Genomic DNA, 16,883 nt, shown 5'->3' with positions numbered 1-16,883 from the left:
AGAGTGAGGAAGCCTCGCTCGCGCCAAACGGGGCTGTCGTGATCACCCGCTCGGCGAGCACGATGTCGGCGGGTGTCGGCGTACGGGTTCCGATGCATAGCCGAGTACGCCACATGCGCACAGGTCGGGGAGGCGAAGCACTCCCTACGCTGCCGATGGCGGCCGGCTCGGCCGAACCACGTCCGCTACTCACGGCGAATGCTCACTGGATGAGGGCTGACGGCCCGAATCGCGGCATGAGACTAAGTAGTCGTCGGGGTAGCGCAGGACCGGGCTGTTGTCGTCGAGTTGCACCTCGATCCTCCCGCCGATAGGCAGAGGGATCCTGCGGGGGTGTGCCCGAACTCGACGCAGAGGGCTTGGACCACCTTGCTGCAGGCAGACCCCCTTGATCTTGTGCGCCCGAAGAAAATCGAACCCCTAACCTTCTGGTCCATAGTCGGCTAGCCCTCAATCCAGCGCTGCGTGGCAAGTTGCCCAAACCGTTGCTCAGCAATGACCGGTGCCTTGGCGCTCCACGACCTCGGCTACCGCCGCCCGGCCGGACCAGTCTGGTCCGCCATCAGCAGGGAGAAGCCGTGGCCACTCCCTGAGTGGCCACGAAACCTGCAGCACGTCGGTGTCGTCGCTGCTGGCCGAAGCCTCGGCATCAGTGGCCGAGCGTGCTCCGCTGTCCGCGGTCGCCGCCCTGACCCATTTCCGATGCCGATCGCTTCGACCCATCGGGCACGACGGCGCCCCAGCCTCACACGATCCCACCCCCCAATGAGGAGACAATCATGCGACCCCACGAACACAAAGACTCACCAGTCGCGGTGTTCGAGGAAGCGGCGCTCATGGTCGACCTCCAAGCGGACGGCTACCTCTGCTGTTTCAGCCAGTTCGTCATAGAACACCCGCCCTGGCGAACCCTCCGCCAATGTTGCCGCAACGGCGCGACTCCGGTCGCGCTGCTCGATGTCCTGGGGGAATGGTTCACCGACCGGGCCTCCCCATCCGCCGCTGCGCACAGAGCGGTGAAGGCCGCGGCGGACTTCCCGGCGACAACGTTCGCCGTGCTCTTCCGCAGCGCGAAGGACTCGCACGACGAAGTCCGAGTGCACCCAGACGAACGTACGCTGCGCGTGCTCCAGAACTACGCCGAGTGCCCTGATGTGCTGCAGCGAGTCGCTTTCCAGCGCCCGGTCCAGCGTTTCCAGGACGTCGTCGTCGAACGTCACCGCCACCGCCGCAAAGAGCGCCCCACAGTCATCTACGCTAGCGTCGTCGATGTTCACGGCGACCCAGTCCAGGGCCTCCCACAGGAAGTCGCGGAAGCGCGCGGTACTGCGGAACCGAAGAGTCTCCTGCCATTCGGTCGGCAAGGCACGGTACCCGTCGGCCTGCTGTTCCGCGTCTGGCTTCGCCCGGCGCTTAAGTAGTCGCATGACCGCCTCGGGCTGCACTGCCGAGAGGCAGGCCAGGAAATCTTGGACCTCGTACTGCTCGATCCTGGCGGATCCGGCAATTCCGGCGAGGAGCTGTTCACGGTCTGCGGCGTCGACATCGTCGTACGACAGATAGCCGTGCTCTCCGAAGGCGGAGAGCACCTCCTCGGCCACGGCCGGCGAGTGCTGGAAGGAGACCGACAGGACAAGGTTCGCGGCGCTGGCCCGGTCGTACTCGCCGATCCACCGCACCGCCTGCAACGCCAGGCGTCGAGTTGTCTCGTCCTCGTGATTTAGCAGCTGGCGGAGTGTCGCCTGCTCCCGGGCGTCCATCGGCCCTTGGTGGCCGCGGTAGCGGCTTAGGCCGTTCGCAGTCAGCCGAGTGAGGGTGAGACGATCGCGGCGCAGCAGCCTGCTCACCGCTTCCCATCCAGCGTCGGCATCGCTCAGCAGGAGTTCCTGTGCAGCAACCGGAAGCAGGCACGCCAGCGGGCTTTCCGGTTCGCGGATCACCGACGCCACGAGAGCGTGCGCAAGCGAGGGCCTGTGTCGCATCAGGGCACGGGCGAACGGCTCAGGATTCGCCTGTCGTCCGGTCAACGCGGCTTCCTGCTCAGCCAGCAGGCCACCGGCGAGCACGTCGAGCAACGCTTCCTCCGACGTATTCGCCAGAATCCGGCACGCGAGGGATTCCAGCTTCTCGGCCAGTACCCGCTGCGTCTCGCGGAAGTCGTTCACGTCAACCAGCAGTTCCCCCCACCCATCGTGCAGAGCCACTGCGATCTCGTACTCGATGGAGTCCGGGAGCGCGTCCAGGACCGATCTCGCTGCTGCCCTAGTCGCGCCGGGGGCAGAACGAGCGTGCCACCTGAGGCTTTTGCGGACCGCGATCGCGACAACGGGGTCGAGCGGCCGGGTGGCGACACGGTCGCCGAGCAGGCCAAGCGTTTCCAGGAAGTCGGGTGTCCACTCGTCCCGCTGCTCTGCGGGAACGGTGTATCCATAGAACCCGTGAGGGTACTGCAGCGCCTTCTGCAGGGTCTCTGCGGCGCGGACGGCTTCCCAGCGATCCGGCGACCACAGTTCGTCTAGAACGAGGTCGACGACCAGCCGTCGTAGTGACGACACCGCCACGGGGTCCAGCTGGAACTGTTTCAGAGTCACCTGGGCCCCATCGGACTCCTTCTCGTCGACCTCCGTGGCCAGCAGTGGCTGGAGAATCTCCAGCGGCGAAACCCGGGTTTTGCTGCCCAGGCTCGCCGCGATCCACCGCTTCGCGGCGGCGACCATTCCAGCGTTGAACTCCAGCGGCTTCCACCGCTTGAACTCGGCCAGGTCTTGCAGGACCTGGACGGGATGATCTGTCTGCCGCCGGTCTGTTCGCCCGTCCTGCCCAGCCAGTTTCCAAAGGAGATCGACCGAAGCGGAGAAGGTTCTCCGATCCAGCGCCGCCTTCTCCAGCACGGGCGGCAGCGCGGCCCTGATCTGGTCCCGGCACTCCGGATCGGCGTCAGGTGCCGTACAGCCCTCGTACGCGAGCTGGCAGATCCTCAGCAACGCGGCCGCCTGATGGAAGACCACCCGCCGCAGCCGCCGGAGCAGGGCCAACTGGTCGTCAAGATCTGCACGGTCGAAGCGCGCGACCAGGGCGTCCCACAGCTCGTCCACCAGTGAGGGCCGCGACTCCGGCGCCGCGTGGCGGACATTCCAGTCCACCCGACTGGCGTTGAGCACCAGATGAAGAAGCGCCTCGCCGTCGACCACCCGCAGGATGCGCACAAGGTACCCTGTGCCGACGCCCGAGCGGATGTCGACGATGGCGTCCGCGAGAAGAGTGTCACCCAGCAGGTCCGGCACGACCCGCAGCGCATTCTCCCTGCGCAGAAGGACTCCAGCGTTCTCCAACTCACGGAACTCGGGCAGAATCTGATCGAACGCCCTACTGGTCAGCGCCTCAGGTGCCGCCCGAAATTCCGGCTCATTCAGCCGAAAGGGCTGTAGGGCCGCGATGGCATGCAGCACCTCCCGCCGCAGGCCAGGGTCGGCGACCGCCGTATCCGCAGTGAGCGCCTTCGCGAAGGCCGCCATCACCTCGTCCCGCAGTAGGTCATCGCTGGTCACACGGCCGGCGTCTAGCCTGCCTCGGCGAATAAGTCCCCCACCCACCACGATGATCAACGGGCAGTCACGGCCGATCATTGCGAGCCTGCGCGCCACGTCCTCGTCGTGCCCCGCCCCAAGCACCGCGCCGGCGAGAGCGGTCGCCTCTGCGAAGGACAGATCCTCCAGCCGCCAGTGCGGCACGTCAACGCGGTGCAGTCCGGCGCCGCGCAACTCCCTCAGCAGGTGATCCACGCCGTAGGGCCGCGTCGCGAACAGGATCCTCACCGTCGGCCGCTCGTGCCGGATGCCGACGACCGTGGTGGCAACACCCAGCGACTCGTGGGCATCGTCCACGATTACCAGGAGCCGGTCCGCCGAGGGCAGCACCTCAACGTCCTCAGACTGCACGAGCACCGACCGGTCGACAAAGCGCACTACATAGCCGTGCTCCCTCGCCACGACATCAGCGAAGGCACGTAGCAGCCGGGATTTCCCGATCCCACCTCGACCGCTGAGCAGGGCGACGATGGGCCCGTCCCCGGTGAGCCACTCGACCAGACCATGCAGTTCCGGCCCGCGGCCGACCAACGCCCAGTCGTGCGAGTACAGGCCGGTGCCGCTGTGCAGGCCGAAAAACCGGTCCGACTCGAGCCAGATGCTGGGGCGACCGCTGCCCGGCATGATCACCGTGGTGTTGATGGTTCCGTTGTTGTCGCCACCGACCGCGACCGCTCCGGGGCCAGACGCCTCCACGGGGACAACCTCGGGCGTGTCGGGAGCGGCCTGCCCGCGTCGCCAGAAGATCATGGCCGCTGCTGGGCATCCGGTCCGGTGACTCGGGTGCTGATCGGCGCGGTGCTGTCACCGCCGACGGCAACCGAACCCGGCCCGCCCGCATGGACGCCAGCGCCCCCGCCGGGCGTCGGGGAGGTCGATTTCGCCACGCCCGAGACGTCGGTTTGGATCTCGCCGCCGCTGCTTCCCCCGATGCCCACGGCTCCGATCCCCCAGGCGGTCACCGCCGGGGCGTGGCTGACCGCCCGGGTCTGCCGCCACGTCAACCAGCCAAGGAGCGTCCCGCCGCCGCTCAAAGCCGTTGAAACGCACACGCCGACGATCGAAACCCACTTCTCCGCCCGGTCGAGTCCCTCGCCGAGTAGGAACCATCCCGCGCCGACCGCCCCGACGGCGACCAGGACCACCGCGGCGCCCACCTTGAACCCGAGCCTCATGTCCCCATGATGCCAGCGGCACACTCATCCAGCCGTTAAGCAGGTCGGCTTGCAGTCTGCCGCCGGCTAGCGGGCGTTCGAGGCCCCCGTGCGGAGCGCGGTTGGCGGTTGCGGCCCGATTGAGCCTTCTCTGGTAGGCGCGCCTTCGGCGTGTTGCTGATAACGATGGTGTCCATCAGCCGCATGGTGATCGCTTTCTGCCCGCTCAAGACGGCCTCCATCGCGGACTCTCGGACGAGGTCAGCTAGGCGCCGCAATGGTTCCTCGACCGCGAGCGGAACCGCCCGCCAGCAGATGCCCACCGCTGTCATCTCCGCACTCGCCGCAGCCGCGTAGCCCTCGCAGTCACTGACCACCGGCCGGTCATGGACGCGCTCACCGGAACAGCGACGATCCTGGCGTGGTCGTTCGTCCGCACCGACCAACCCCCTACGACACCGCCAACCAGGGTGCCCTCGCACGAGCCGAGCCGGGCCCGATGACTCATCGAGGTGGCCAGCGTCGTCCATCATGTTCACCATGGAGTTGAGACCGCCTGCGCAGAGCGACCGCCGACATGGACTCAGCAAGGCCGCCGAGATGGTGGTTTCTGCGATTCCTGGTATCGGAGGGCCGCTCGGGGTGGTGCTCGCCGACGTGCTCGCGCGGCCGTACAACCGGCGCATGGAGGAGTGGCTGACTGACCTGGCCGTCGCCCTGCGTGAGCTAGAGGAACGCGTGGGCGACTTCGAGCACCTCGCCAGCAACGAGGCGTTCGTGGACGCAGTGGCTGCCGGAACGCGGATCGCTGAACGGAGCCGTCGGGAGAAGCGCGAGTTGCTCCGCAACGCGGTGCTGAATACCGCCCTCGCTGTTGATCCGGACGAAGACCGTCAGCATGTTCTCTTCGAATTGGTCGATCGACTCCCGCCAGTCTCACTGCGTTTACTGAAATTCCTGGCGGACCCGCAGTACCGCGAGGACATGATCGGCAACGAGCCGCCTTACTCGCAATCGTAGTTGGTGCCTGTCGCCGACATCGCAGACCAGCTATCGCCGATGCAACCTCGAGGCGATGACAGCGGAGACGCGGAGGTCCTCCTCGACAAGCAGTGCGAGCGCCTCAGGGACGAGGGCCTGCTCGACGCCACTGCACTCAGCGAATCCGGATACAACGCCGATCACAGATACTTCGCCCATCACGTCAGGCTGGACGCGGTCACGCGGTTCGGTCGATCCTTCCTGGCCTTCGTCGAAGATCCACGCGACCGCAGCGCCTGAACAGGGTGCCGGCGAGTTGACGGCGGCGATCTTCATACCGCCCAGCGTGAGACTCCCGAACGGCGCAACGCTGCCCGAGTCGGGCAAAGAGTGCCGCCCAGCCGGCCTATTGGACGCTTGCCTTGCTGGATCGACAGGGCCGCGGCGCACGTCAGATGTTGCGGCCCAACGATGCCGTCAGAAACACGCGTTGCGCTGGGATCGGGAGCCGCCACAATCGATGGACACTGTCGCGCCTGTGCACTCTCAACAGGCCAGAGGGCCCGCCCGCAAATCTTCAGCAAGCGACCACAGCAGTACCGCTCTGCGACCAATTCTTGATCTTGAGAAACAGGAACCCGCAGGTCACCGGCCTACGAAGAATAATTGCGTGCGTTTTAGGAAACCGATGCTCTATCCCCTGAGCTACGGGGGCGCGAGGGCCTAGTCTAGCGACCTTGGGGTTCACCTGGGGTGGCAGGGAGTGGCCAACGATCGCCCACGTTCCCCGGACCGCCGTTCTCCCAGCACAGGAGTACACGAACCTTGGTTTGCGACCGGCGGTCGGCTGGGGTGACCCGCGTTGGCACCGGTTGACCCGGGTTGGCACCCGCTGGAGAGCACACACCGAGCACGTCATCAAAGATCAACAACGTAACGTCCGTACAGCGCCTTCGTCGTCGCCGCCAAGGGGCCATGGGGCGCTCGGACTCCGCCGTGATGCCGACTACGACGTTCCCCACCGGGCGTCCGCTCATGCCGATGTGAGTGCACTCCAGGGCTGTTGCAGAAGGCCCTTCTTGTCGCTTCCTGGCCATGCGCTGGGCCACACTTGAGCGATCGGCTGACTGCCCTTCATGCGTAGGCGAGCTACCGTCAGGAACTTGAGACCGACTCGCCGACTCCGATTGCGCTGGGGGCTATGAAAGACCTCTGGGGACCTATGTCAACAGCTGTTGTCGGCATCTTTGCGCTGGTCGGTGTTGGGCTGACAGTGTGGCAGAAGGACCGGACGGATCGGCGGGACCAGTGGTGGAAGAGGGCACAGTGGTCCCTGGACTTGGCGAGATCGCAGCAAAAGACTGATCAGGTGGTGGGATTCTCGGCGCTGGTGGCACTGGCGTCGTCGCGCTACGCCGGTCGGGACGAGCAGGACATGTTAAGTGCTGTGGCAGAAGCAACTCTCTTATCCGTGACAGACGCCTCAGATGCCGATTTTGTGGTCAAGGCGAAGTCATGACGAGGACGCCGCGGCGCCAGGTCCCGGTGGACGCTACCGAAGTCTTAGCCGCACGGCTCAAAGTCGCCGTGGACAGGCGACGGGGGCTAGTTACACCTGAGTGGATCCGCCGGCTTGCAAGCACCGACATTCTGACGTTGATGCAGCCTGCGGCTGATCCCCACGATGAGAAGACCGTAGGTGGTCCCGTGCCGGCCACCGCGCAACTCCCGGACGCCATTGACCGCTGCCTGCCCGTCTATATCGCCATTGACACGTCCGCGTCAATGGCAGGCGATCCGATAGAGACGGTGAACGACCAGATCGGCGAACTTATCCGTGCATTGGCCGGCAATTCCCGGCTGGCAGACTTCGTTTACATGAGTGTCGTTGCCTTCAGTGACGATGCTCGAACGATACTCCCCCTCAGCCGAGCTGCGTCATCGCCGCAAATCCTGCCACTCGTGCCTAACGGGCGGACCAACTTTGGAGATCTGTTCCGTGAGCTCCGCCGAAGGATCGAGCAGGATATACGCAACCTCAAGGATCGAGGCGGGCAGGTATATCGACCTCTGGTTCTTCTTCTCACCGACGGGCAGCCGACCGACCAGGGCTGGGAACGTGACTTCAGTGAGTTGACTCGCGCGGACTGGGTAGCCAGGCCGAACATCGTCACGTTCGGCTTCGGTAACGCAGATGAAAGAATATTGACTCGTCTGGCGCGAGGGGCGGCGTTCGTGGCTACCGACAACTACAACACGTCGGGAAATGTCAAGAATGCCGTGCGTGGCATGGTGACAACCATTCTCGACACGGCATCCACGGGGAATCTACAAGCGCCGCTCCGGGTCCAAGGGTACGTCAGATTGCCGACGTCATAGCGGGATGACGCGCGTCATGGGCCGCAAGCGGGTCGACTCTTCTGCCGCAATGCGCTCGTCACCGAAGGTGACGTCGGGGTCCGGACGTGCCGATGAGAGTTGATCCGCTGGCGGGGGATGGGGCTCCTGGGACGGGCTCCCGAACCGGAAGCCTGCTCTCTACCCGGTCGCCTCAGGAGCCATTAGGCTGGCTGTCCCGCACCCGAAAGGTAAGCGATGCCCAAGAAGAGAAGAATCACCGTTGAGCTCAGTGAGGACGCGACCGACGAAGAGTATGTGCACCTCGCGAACACGCTCTGGGCAGTGGCCCGACTGAGCCCAAGCTTTGAGAGCGTGCACCAGGACGGCGTCACGGATGTCGATTACTTGAACGGCTGGTGGGTCGATAAGGGGCACGTCCGCTGGCCGAAGTAGCCACGTTAAGGTAGTGACTGTCATTGCCCGCGATTTATCTGTCATGCCGACGAGAGCGCCCGTGCTTCGCTGAGCCGGCTATGACGCGGTCTTGTGGGCGCTGATGATGCGTTTCAGGACAGTTGCCATGGCAGTCCAGTCCTGGTGCGGGAGCGGGCCGCCACGTGCTATCCACGCGTTGCCGTCCGGTGGCGGGGTGGGGAGCGGCAGGTCGAGCAGGCCGATCCGCTGCCGGTGGCGGCATGTGCGCCGGCCGCGTCATCCGCGCCGCGCCCGGCAAGGACCTCGTCGAGGTCCACGACTAGCACGAACCAGCCAGACCCATCCTCGCCGCCTCACTCCCACGCCGAATGCCCGGATACCGGGCCCTCGACTTCACCCGGACATGAGTGCACCCGATCGCGATCATCTGGCTGGTCCCGCCCGCACAGAGATATGGAGGAAGCCAAGCGTGCTTGGCCTAGCGTAGTAGGCTGACGAGCATGGGTCAGTTCTCCGAGGATGAGCTGCATGGGGTTGTCTCCCGGTACGAGGCGACTCGCGCGGCCGCGTTGACCGAGCGGGACGAGCAACTGCGGGCGTTTCATGCGGCCGGGTGGCGGCCGGTGGATCTGCAGCGGGTCACCGGGTACAGCCGGGAGACCATCCGTCAGGCGCTACGGCCGGAAGTCCGCCGGGCGACCAACATCAGCCGACGTAGGACATCACCTCAGCCGCCGGAGGACTACCGGCCCTACGGCGACCGGAAGCCCTACGTGGTGGCCGAAACCCTCGCCGCACTGCACGGCCCAACCGAAGGCACGGTGACGCTTCCGCGTCATCTGGACTGGTCCGGGCACGCCGAGTACGACCTGAACCGGCTCGCACGCTTGGCCAGCATGTACAAGGTGGTGCTCACCGAAGCCAGCACGGTCGAGGATCTCAACATTTGGCTCGATGCCGACCGCCTCCGGCGGCTCTGGCCCACCCTCTGGCTGCCGCCCCAGCTCCGGCAGCGCTGGGAGGATGCCTTCCCCGAACTCGCCGCGACCCGCAGCAACGCGGCGTAGCGGTGGACCCCTTCCACGAACGCCTCGCCCGTACCGGGCTATGCGCGGCCGATCGATACGCTTCGCGCTGGCCGGCGGTTACGCGGTTCAGGCCGCCGGGCTTGTGGAGCGGCCCAGTGAGGACGTCGACCTGTTCACCGCCTGGGACCGCCGGCAGGAGTTCACCACTGCGGTCACCGCCGTGGTGCACGCCTACCGAGACGACGGCCTGACCGTCGAGACCGACCGGCAGTACGACACCTTCGCCCGGCTGGCTGTCACCGACGGCGTGAGAGTTTCCAAGGTCGAACTCGGCGTGGACTGGCGCGCCAACGAACCGATCGTCATGGCGATCGGACCGGTACTCCACCCTGACGACGCGGTCGCGAACAAGATGAGCGCACTCTACGGGCGAGCGTTCGCTCGTGACTTCATCGACATCGACGCAACGCTCCGATCCGGCCGCTACATCCGCGAAGCCCTCCTCACCCTCGCGCAGCGCGCCGACCGTGGTTTCGACCGGCGCGTCTTCGCCAACGCCCTCGGACAAGCCACCCTGCTCGATCCTGACGACTTCGCCCAGTACGGCGTCACCGGTCGAGCGCTGGACGATCTCCATAGCCGATTCGCCGATTGGCGCCGGGAACTGCTTGGCGAGAAGAAACCCGCCGGGGATGCCTCGGATTCCGACTCGCGGTAGCGTTGAGCCCCAACTCAGGACCCACAACGTTTCAGCTGATCTTCGGCAAGCGATCGCAGCAAGGCCGCGAAGCGACCGGCACACAGAGCTAGGACACAAGAACCCGCAGGTCATCGGCCTGCGGACACCGGCGGAGCGTCGTCTTAGGAAACCGATGCTCTATCCCCTGAGCTACGGGGGCGCGAGTGGCCAGTCTAACGACCTGCGGGTCGACCTGCGACGGCAGGGAGTGACCTGCGTTGGCGCGACGCCCTGTCCTGATCGACACCGATCGTCAGCGGCTCCAGTGCCACTCGGACGGGCGGCAGCCCAGCGCGTTCAGCCGTGATGATCGTGACGACGACGTGTGCGCGCGAGTCGCTTTGTCATCCGTACGCCCGGATGATGCGGCCGGTGTCGTCGCCTTCGACGCAGTGCAGGTAGTGGCCGACGAGTTCGTCCATCGGCACCGGACGCATGCCGGGGAAGTGTTCGGCGAAGTCGTCGAGGGAGTCGCCGATCATCGTGGGACTGACCACGTTGATCCGCATACCCCGCGCCAGCTCGATCGCGGCCGACAGGCCGAAGCTGTGCAGGGCGCCGCTGATGACACCGCCACCAGTGACGTGCGGCCATGCTTGGTCGGCGAAAATACCGGAGGTCAGGGTGAAGGAGGCGCCGTCGGCGCAGTGGTGCTGGCCGGTGAGAACCAGGTCTGCCTGCCCGAAGAACTTGGCTCGCATGTTTTCGAACAGCGCGTCGGATGTCAGCGTCGTGAACTCGTCGAGCGCGCCGTGCGCCGCGATGCTCACGACGCCGTCGACGGCTCCGACCTCGCGGTACATGGCCTCGATGGTCGAGTGCGAGGTCAGGTCGACGTGGACGTCACCTGAGGTACGTCCGGCCACGACAACGTCGTGGCCGCGCGATCGCAGCGCCGGCACCAACCGTCGTCCGATGGTGCCGGCGCCGCCGACGACGACGATCCTCATCGTGCTCTCTCCGTCCGGGACAGGGTTGCTGGCGCGATGCGTCGTACGAGGCTCTGTGCCAGCAAGGTGAGCGCGTCGGCGTCAGTTGTGCCGGGACGCGCGTAGAACAGGCCCATCTGCTGGTCATCGTCAGGGAGGGTGACCGTCTCGTTAGCCAGAGTCACTCGCCCGACGATCGGATGGTCGAGTTCTCGTAGGTAGTACGAGCACGTCTGGATGGGGTGGCGCGCCCACATTCGCGCGAACTCCGGGCTGTCGACGGCGAGTTGGCCGACGAGCTGTTCGAGCACCGGGTCGGCCGGGTGCCGCGCAACCGCCTGGTGCAGGGCCGCGACGGTGACCTGTGCCTTGGCGTGCCAGTCGCAATACAACGCGCGGTGGTGCGGGTCGAGGAACAGCATTCGGGCGATGTTCGGCCGAATCCGCAGGTCCGGAGCCCCGAGTTCGACATGGCCGGCCAACAGAGCGTGTCCGAGGCGGTTCCACGCGAGGACGTCGGCGCGGTGATCGATCACGATCGCCGGTGTTCCAGGCATGGCGGCGAGCAGTTCACGTACTGCGGGCCTCAGCTTGCTCCTACGGGCACGAGGACGAGTCGGTCGTCGCGGAGCAGCAAGGATCCGCAGATGATCGTGCTCAGCCGGAGAGAGCTGCAACGCCGCGGCCAGCGCGTCGATGACAGCGCCAGAGGCGCTACCGCTGACCCCCTGCTCCAGTCGCGTGTAGTAGCCGATGCTGACCCCGGCGAGTTCGGCCAGCTCTTCCCTGCGCAGTCCCGGGACTCGCCGACGAGTAGCGCCAGGCTCGATACCCGCAGCCTCTGGCGTCAGGCGTTCGCGTCGGCTACGCAGAAAGCCGCCGAGATCGTTCGCTCCTTTGTTGACCACCAGCTCATCGTCGCGCCGATCGCCGAACTCCGCCTGCCCCAGACAGGGACACCTTCGCGGACCTCCGCGTGTTACCTGCTCCTCTCATGAACGGCCCTGTGGGCGGGCAAGATCAAGGATGAGCCGTCGGAGCCCGTCAATCGCGGGTGAGTTCGCAGAGCCTGCTCTAGAACTGACACCGTGGAACGGCTCAGTTGCCAGGTGTCCACGACATCCGGCGACGTCTACGAGCCACCGGAGGAGCACGAGTCCCTCGGCGGACAGGTACCAGCCACACGACGCGACGGACTCGACCAGGCCACCCAGGAGATCCGCAAGGCGCACGACGGGCTGCGCCTACGGCCAGGGTGCGCTGGTGGGTGTCCTGCGCGCGGTGCTGGCGATCGCCGGTCCGCGCGGGCGGGTGGCATCGGGGATGTTCACTGTCGTCCGGCTGACCAGCGAGAAGATTCTGGAGATCGCCACCCACGTTGCCGGGATGGACACCGGTCGGCACGATCGCGGCACGCCGACAGCTACAGGCCAGCAGTGGTCTTCTCCAGAATGCCGGCGAGTGCACCGAAGTCGACGTCCTGCCCTTCGGTGATGTCGACGGTCTTGCGCTCCCCCTTGCCCATTGCCCGGAGGAATCCCTTGACCTCGGGGACGTCCGCCGCGTTGAAGACCATGAACGAGACCTTGGCCTTGGCCACCGCGATGACGGCCGCATAGTGGCCGTTCTTGAGGTAGTGCGGCTTGCCGTACTGGAGTCGTTCGTCCATGCCCGGAACGGTCTGGTCGATCATCGCGCGCAGCTTCTCGCAGACCTCGACCTGCCACGGCTGCGCCTTGTTGATGTACTGGGTGACCTCGTCGTTCACGTATTTCTCCCTCATCGGTGCTCACTGGTCTCTCACAGGTGTCGTAGCCGAGGGTCGGTGACCGCCTCGCTCCTACTCTGCACTGCCAACCGCCTCGGCCGAATCCTCCCGCGGTACCCCCCGGCCCGTCTGCCCCGTTGAGCCGAGGGGCTGCCGCATCGGGGTTACCCGTGACGGGCGTGGCCGGCATCTGGGAGTGCGACTCCCGCCGAGCTGCCGCGCGAGCAGATCGAGGGTGCGCGCCCGCTCGACGACGAGCGTCGGTGGATGCCGGACCGGCGCTCGTCTTCGAGCGTGATCACTGCCGGGCTGAGCCACGTCGGTCCACTCCCCAGGCAACGACCCAGCCTCCCCGCGGCATCGCCACCAGCGCACATGCTGGTGGCACCTGACGCAATCGACCACGGTCACCCCGACCAGGAGATGCAGCACGGCGCCTCGCTGAGACCGAGATCCTTGCAGTCATAACCGCTGCCATCGCCGTAGTACATCCAACCTGTACCAGCCACGTACTGAAACAGGAAGGCACCGTCACCCTCGGTCGGACCCTGCGGATCGACTCCCGCCCAATCCTCCACACACTGGACGCTGCCGAAGGTCCACCCCTTCGGAAGCCCGACCAGCTTCTCCAGAGCCTTCGTCGAGGGACGTTCGGCATTCCCGGCCGCCGGGGTGGGATCTTCGGTGACCCCGCCCAGACGGTGATCAGCTGAGCTGCGACGCGCGCCCTCACCCGATTGGGGTTCCGATCAGGTTGTAGGTGAAGGCCACCATCAGATAGCTGATGGCGGCGGCGGTCGTGATCGTGTACGCCATTCGGCCCTTTACGGTCCACCATCGCCTGGCCCACGCCGCTCCCGTGCCGGCGATCATCGCCGCCGTCGTCGCCACCGCGATTCCGTTCAGGGACAACAGGACCGTCAGCACCACCGAGCCGAGGACGACCGATTCGGTGAGGGCGTTCATGTCCGACGCCAGCACGGCGAGCCAGCCGATGAAGACCGTCGTCAGTCCGCCGGTGAGCCACGCTGCGACCCGCGCCGCCTGCGCCCAGCGCGAGTACGCCGGCCTGCCTCTCCGGTGTCGTACCAACGCCAGGATCGGGAGCCAGAGGAACGCCACCAGCAGGACCACCACGCCGGCCCCCAGCATGATCTGGTGCAGGGTCGGCGACGAATACCAGGCCAGTTTCGTGAAGGCGACCGTCGGGTCGTCCGACATGAACAAGTTGCCCTTGCCGTCGAAGGCGATCTGAGCCTGGCCGGCCTGCTCCTGGAACAGTCCCGTGCCGATCGGGTACCAGTGCTGGTCGCCCGCGTTCGGATTCAACGACAGACCACTCGTGGTCAGCGACCCGCCGGGGGCCACGGCGACGGACGCCGTCGAGAGCAGCGCCACCACCTTCGTCACCTGGGTGTGGCTGATGCGGTTGACCCGATAGTTTCCCGCGAGACCGGACGTGTCGATCCCACTGACCGCCTTCGGTGCTGGACTCGTGTCCGAGACGTAGCGGTCGACGATCTGGTGGATGAGGTCCCTGCCGTCCCAGCTCGCGACACCGTTCGTCGCGTCGCCGTTGTAGACCACGTAGATCCCGATTTTCTGGTCGGGCAGCATCGCGAGATTGGCGTGGAAGCCCGGGACGTCGCCGTTCTTGAACAGCAGCGGCTGTCCGTTGCGCGGCGCCTGCTGCAGCATCCAGCCCATCCCCGGCAGACGCGGGTCCATCGTGAAGTGCTGCTGCCGCAGCGACTGGGCGACGCCCGCGCCGAGCCGTGGGTCGTCGGCCATCTGGGCGATCATGAAGGTGCCCATGTCGGTCGCGGTGGCCACCGTGCCCGCCCCGGTCGGTGACCACGCGCCGTACTGGCCGTTTTCGCGGACCTGACCGCGACCTCCGGGACGGTAGCCGTCCGCCACGTGCACCTGGATCGCGGCCGGATGCGGCTGAACGAATGTCGTGCCGGTCATTCCCAGCGGCCCGAAGACGTGGTCCTGGACGTACTGTGCGAACGGTTGGCCGGAGACGACCTGCACCAGATATCCGGCCAGCGCGACGCCGTAATTGTCGTATCGCGCCAGCGTGCCCGGCGGGCGGACCCGGCCGGGCTGGTGCGCGGCGAGGTACTCCCCAGAGCCGGCACGGCTGCGGGGTCGGCCACGGCGACCCCCCGCGGGTCGTCGTCGAAGCCCGCCGTGTGGGTCAGCAGATCCGCCACCCTGACCGGGCGCCCGGGATAGGTGTCGCGAATCTTGAAGGCCTTGAGGTACGTGTTCACATCGGCGCTCGGATCGAGTTTGCCCTGCCGGATCAGCTGCGCAGCCGCCGTCGCCGTGAAGATCTTTGCCACCGAGCCGGTGAAGAACACGGTCGAGGCCGCATCCACAGGCGTTCGGGCCGGAACGTTCGACACGCCGTATCCCTTGGCGAAGACCTGCTTTCCGCCGGCTACGACGACGACCGCGGCGCCAGGGATCCGGTCCCGCGCCAACTGGGTCGAGACGACCTGATCCACCAGCTGTCCGAGATCGGTGAGCTCGGAGGCCGGTGCCCCCACCGGCGCCACGGCAGGTTCATCCGGGGTGACGAGCGCTGCGGAGGCCGCCGAGAGAGGAACGAGCGTTAAAGCCCCAGCGGCAACTCCGGCGACCAGTATGCGCATCGGACGGGTCATGTGCATACCCCGAGCCTTCCGAAACGGCGGTCGGATACCGATCGTGCTGGCCCTCGTCTACGCGGTAGGGCTAACCCTACCGAGCCGACTAATCGTCCGATATGGAGAGTGTGCAACCGCGATGTGGACCAGCAGCCAACCCCCGCACAAGGGCGGTTGGGCTTAGGCGGAGGCCGGGCGGCGATCCGGCGGGGCGCGGTTTCGCCGAGCCCTTGATCGCACAGGACTTCCACGACAACGGCGTGCCGGTCGGCGTGGGGCGGGTGCCGCCGGGGGCCGGTCCGGAATTCATGCGGGCCCTGCTGCAACCTCTCCGGATGAGGTACTACAAGTTCGTCGACGAGAGCGGCTGAGCCAGGAGGTCCACCAGCACGACAGGCCGCTGACCCGCCAACCTTCGTCACTACCTACGGGCCGGCTGTCCGGGCGGCACGGCGACGTTCGGTGAGCCGTCGCGCCTTCACCGCGTTGCCGCAGTCGGCCATGCGGCACCAACGGCGGGAACCGCTGCGGCTCTGGTCGAGAAACAGCCAGCCACAACCGCCCTCGAGCGCCGGGCAGCGGCGTACCCGGGTCAGGTCAGCCGTCAGCATGACGTCGAGGGCGGCCGCGGCGATCCGGTCGGGCACCACCATGGCCGGCGCCGTGCCGTAGGTCAGCCGCACCCGCGACTGGTCGAGCACGAGTCTCGCTCGGGCGGCAGCGCCGGACCAGCGCTGATGTAGGTCGACCAGCGCGGCGCCAGCCGCGACCGGGTCACCTGCCGTGCCGCCGTCTGGGTCGCTGATCGTCGCGAGCAGCACGAGATGCAGCGCCTCACGAATGTCCCGGACGGCGGCCACTGCCGCGTGCGCCGCCGCGGGCTCGTCGCGCCACGCCCGGCCAATCTCGTCGACCTCCGCGTCGCTGATCACGCCCACCCGGACCGACCAGCGCAGCAGAGCGGCGCTGTCGGCCAGGAAGTCGTGCGGCGACCCGCCCCCGCGCTCACGCGTGTTGACCAGGTCGAGCACAGGGTGCCCACCAACCAACGGTAGCTGGCACACGTCAAGGGGCATACCGAGAGGCTACCACCTAAGCCATCGAAGGCGGTTGCCGTCCGTTGGCGCACAACCGGTGAGCGCGGTGCGCCTCCGTGCACCACGACTCTGGAGGACGGCGTCGGCGCATGCCACGGCAAGGAATTCCCGACTGTCTATGCTACCGTCAAAACCCGTTTTGCTGGAATCATGCCAGCGCATCGGCGA

Annotated in this window: 15 protein-coding genes and 2 pseudogenes; 9 read left to right on the top strand and 8 right to left on the bottom strand. The window is 66.5% G+C overall.

Annotation, left to right across the window (positions count from 1 at the left end):
* Positions 1-803: 803 nt before the first annotated feature.
* On the bottom strand, positions 804-4,337 hold the full coding sequence (locus ACFYPM_RS02485; RefSeq protein ID WP_387190420.1) for an ATP-binding protein: 3,534 nt from the start codon (positions 4,335-4,337) through the stop codon (positions 804-806).
* Complete coding sequence (locus ACFYPM_RS02480; protein WP_387190417.1) at positions 4,334-4,762, bottom strand: hypothetical protein; 429 nt, start codon at positions 4,760-4,762, stop codon at positions 4,334-4,336. Before ACFYPM_RS02480 ends, ACFYPM_RS02485 begins: the two co-directional genes overlap by 4 nt.
* A gap of 290 nt (positions 4,763-5,052) precedes the next feature.
* Between ACFYPM_RS02480 and ACFYPM_RS02475 the strand changes: the two are divergent.
* The 8 genes and pseudogenes from ACFYPM_RS02475 to ACFYPM_RS02440 form a co-directional block, all read left to right on the top strand.
* Positions 5,053-5,244: pseudogene (locus ACFYPM_RS02475) on the top strand (hypothetical protein); the annotation flags it as partial.
* A 28-nt stretch (positions 5,245-5,272) separates the two neighbouring features.
* A complete protein-coding gene (locus ACFYPM_RS02470) occupies positions 5,273-5,761 on the top strand; it encodes a hypothetical protein (RefSeq protein ID WP_387190415.1) in 489 nt (162 codons plus the stop codon).
* Between the two features lie 3 nt (positions 5,762-5,764).
* Positions 5,765-6,022, top strand: coding sequence for a hypothetical protein (locus tag ACFYPM_RS02465; protein ID WP_387190413.1), 258 nt, complete (start codon positions 5,765-5,767; stop codon positions 6,020-6,022).
* Positions 6,023-6,923: 901 nt separating this feature from the next.
* A complete protein-coding gene (locus ACFYPM_RS02460; protein ID WP_387190410.1) occupies positions 6,924-7,241 on the top strand; it encodes a hypothetical protein in 318 nt (105 codons plus the stop codon).
* Between the two features lie 188 nt (positions 7,242-7,429).
* Positions 7,430-8,101, top strand: a complete 672-nt coding sequence (locus tag ACFYPM_RS02455; RefSeq protein WP_387190408.1) for a VWA domain-containing protein — start codon at positions 7,430-7,432, stop codon at positions 8,099-8,101.
* Between the two features lie 216 nt (positions 8,102-8,317).
* Complete coding sequence (locus ACFYPM_RS02450; protein ID WP_387190406.1) at positions 8,318-8,515, top strand: hypothetical protein; 198 nt, start codon at positions 8,318-8,320, stop codon at positions 8,513-8,515.
* A gap of 482 nt (positions 8,516-8,997) precedes the next feature.
* A complete protein-coding gene (locus ACFYPM_RS02445; protein WP_387190404.1) occupies positions 8,998-9,564 on the top strand; it encodes a hypothetical protein in 567 nt (188 codons plus the stop codon).
* A 2-nt stretch (positions 9,565-9,566) separates the two neighbouring features.
* Positions 9,567-10,243 (top strand): annotated as a pseudogene (locus ACFYPM_RS02440) (nucleotidyl transferase AbiEii/AbiGii toxin family protein).
* A gap of 365 nt (positions 10,244-10,608) precedes the next feature.
* Here ACFYPM_RS02440 and ACFYPM_RS02435 read toward each other — a convergent pair.
* The 5 genes from ACFYPM_RS02435 to ACFYPM_RS02415 form a co-directional block, all read right to left on the bottom strand.
* Positions 10,609-11,214 carry a short chain dehydrogenase gene (locus ACFYPM_RS02435; protein ID WP_387190402.1) on the bottom strand — a complete coding sequence of 202 codons (606 nt, stop codon included), beginning with the start codon at positions 11,212-11,214 and terminating at the stop codon, positions 10,609-10,611.
* Complete coding sequence (locus ACFYPM_RS02430) at positions 11,211-12,101, bottom strand: helix-turn-helix transcriptional regulator (protein WP_387190400.1); 891 nt, start codon at positions 12,099-12,101, stop codon at positions 11,211-11,213. The genes ACFYPM_RS02435 and ACFYPM_RS02430 overlap by 4 nt, the downstream gene beginning before the upstream one ends.
* A gap of 515 nt (positions 12,102-12,616) precedes the next feature.
* Complete coding sequence (locus ACFYPM_RS02425; protein WP_387190398.1) at positions 12,617-12,976, bottom strand: DUF1801 domain-containing protein; 360 nt, start codon at positions 12,974-12,976, stop codon at positions 12,617-12,619.
* Positions 12,977-13,690: 714 nt separating this feature from the next.
* Complete coding sequence (locus ACFYPM_RS02420) at positions 13,691-15,043, bottom strand: serine hydrolase (RefSeq protein ID WP_387191424.1); 1,353 nt, start codon at positions 15,041-15,043, stop codon at positions 13,691-13,693.
* The gene (locus tag ACFYPM_RS02415) at positions 14,929-15,642 is read right to left on the bottom strand and encodes a serine hydrolase domain-containing protein (RefSeq protein ID WP_387190396.1); all 714 of its coding nucleotides are present in this window, start codon (positions 15,640-15,642) and stop codon (positions 14,929-14,931) included. The genes ACFYPM_RS02420 and ACFYPM_RS02415 overlap by 115 nt, the downstream gene beginning before the upstream one ends.
* Positions 15,643-15,848: 206 nt before the next feature.
* On the opposite strand from ACFYPM_RS02415, the gene ACFYPM_RS02410 reads away from it, so the two are divergent.
* Positions 15,849-15,989, top strand: a complete 141-nt coding sequence (locus tag ACFYPM_RS02410) for a hypothetical protein (protein ID WP_387190394.1) — start codon at positions 15,849-15,851, stop codon at positions 15,987-15,989.
* Between the two features lie 54 nt (positions 15,990-16,043).
* On the opposite strand, the gene ACFYPM_RS02405 is transcribed toward ACFYPM_RS02410, so the two are convergent.
* Entirely contained in the window at positions 16,044-16,694 is a 651-nt protein-coding gene (locus ACFYPM_RS02405) for a CGNR zinc finger domain-containing protein (RefSeq protein ID WP_387190392.1), read from the bottom strand.
* Positions 16,695-16,883: the final 189 nt, after the last annotated feature.

Origin of the sequence: Micromonospora sp. NPDC005203 (assembly GCF_042872705.1) — a bacterium.
In the GTDB taxonomy this organism is placed as follows: Bacteria; Actinomycetota; Actinomycetes; order Mycobacteriales; family Micromonosporaceae; genus Micromonospora.
This window is presented reverse-complemented; position numbering and strand designations above follow the sequence as displayed.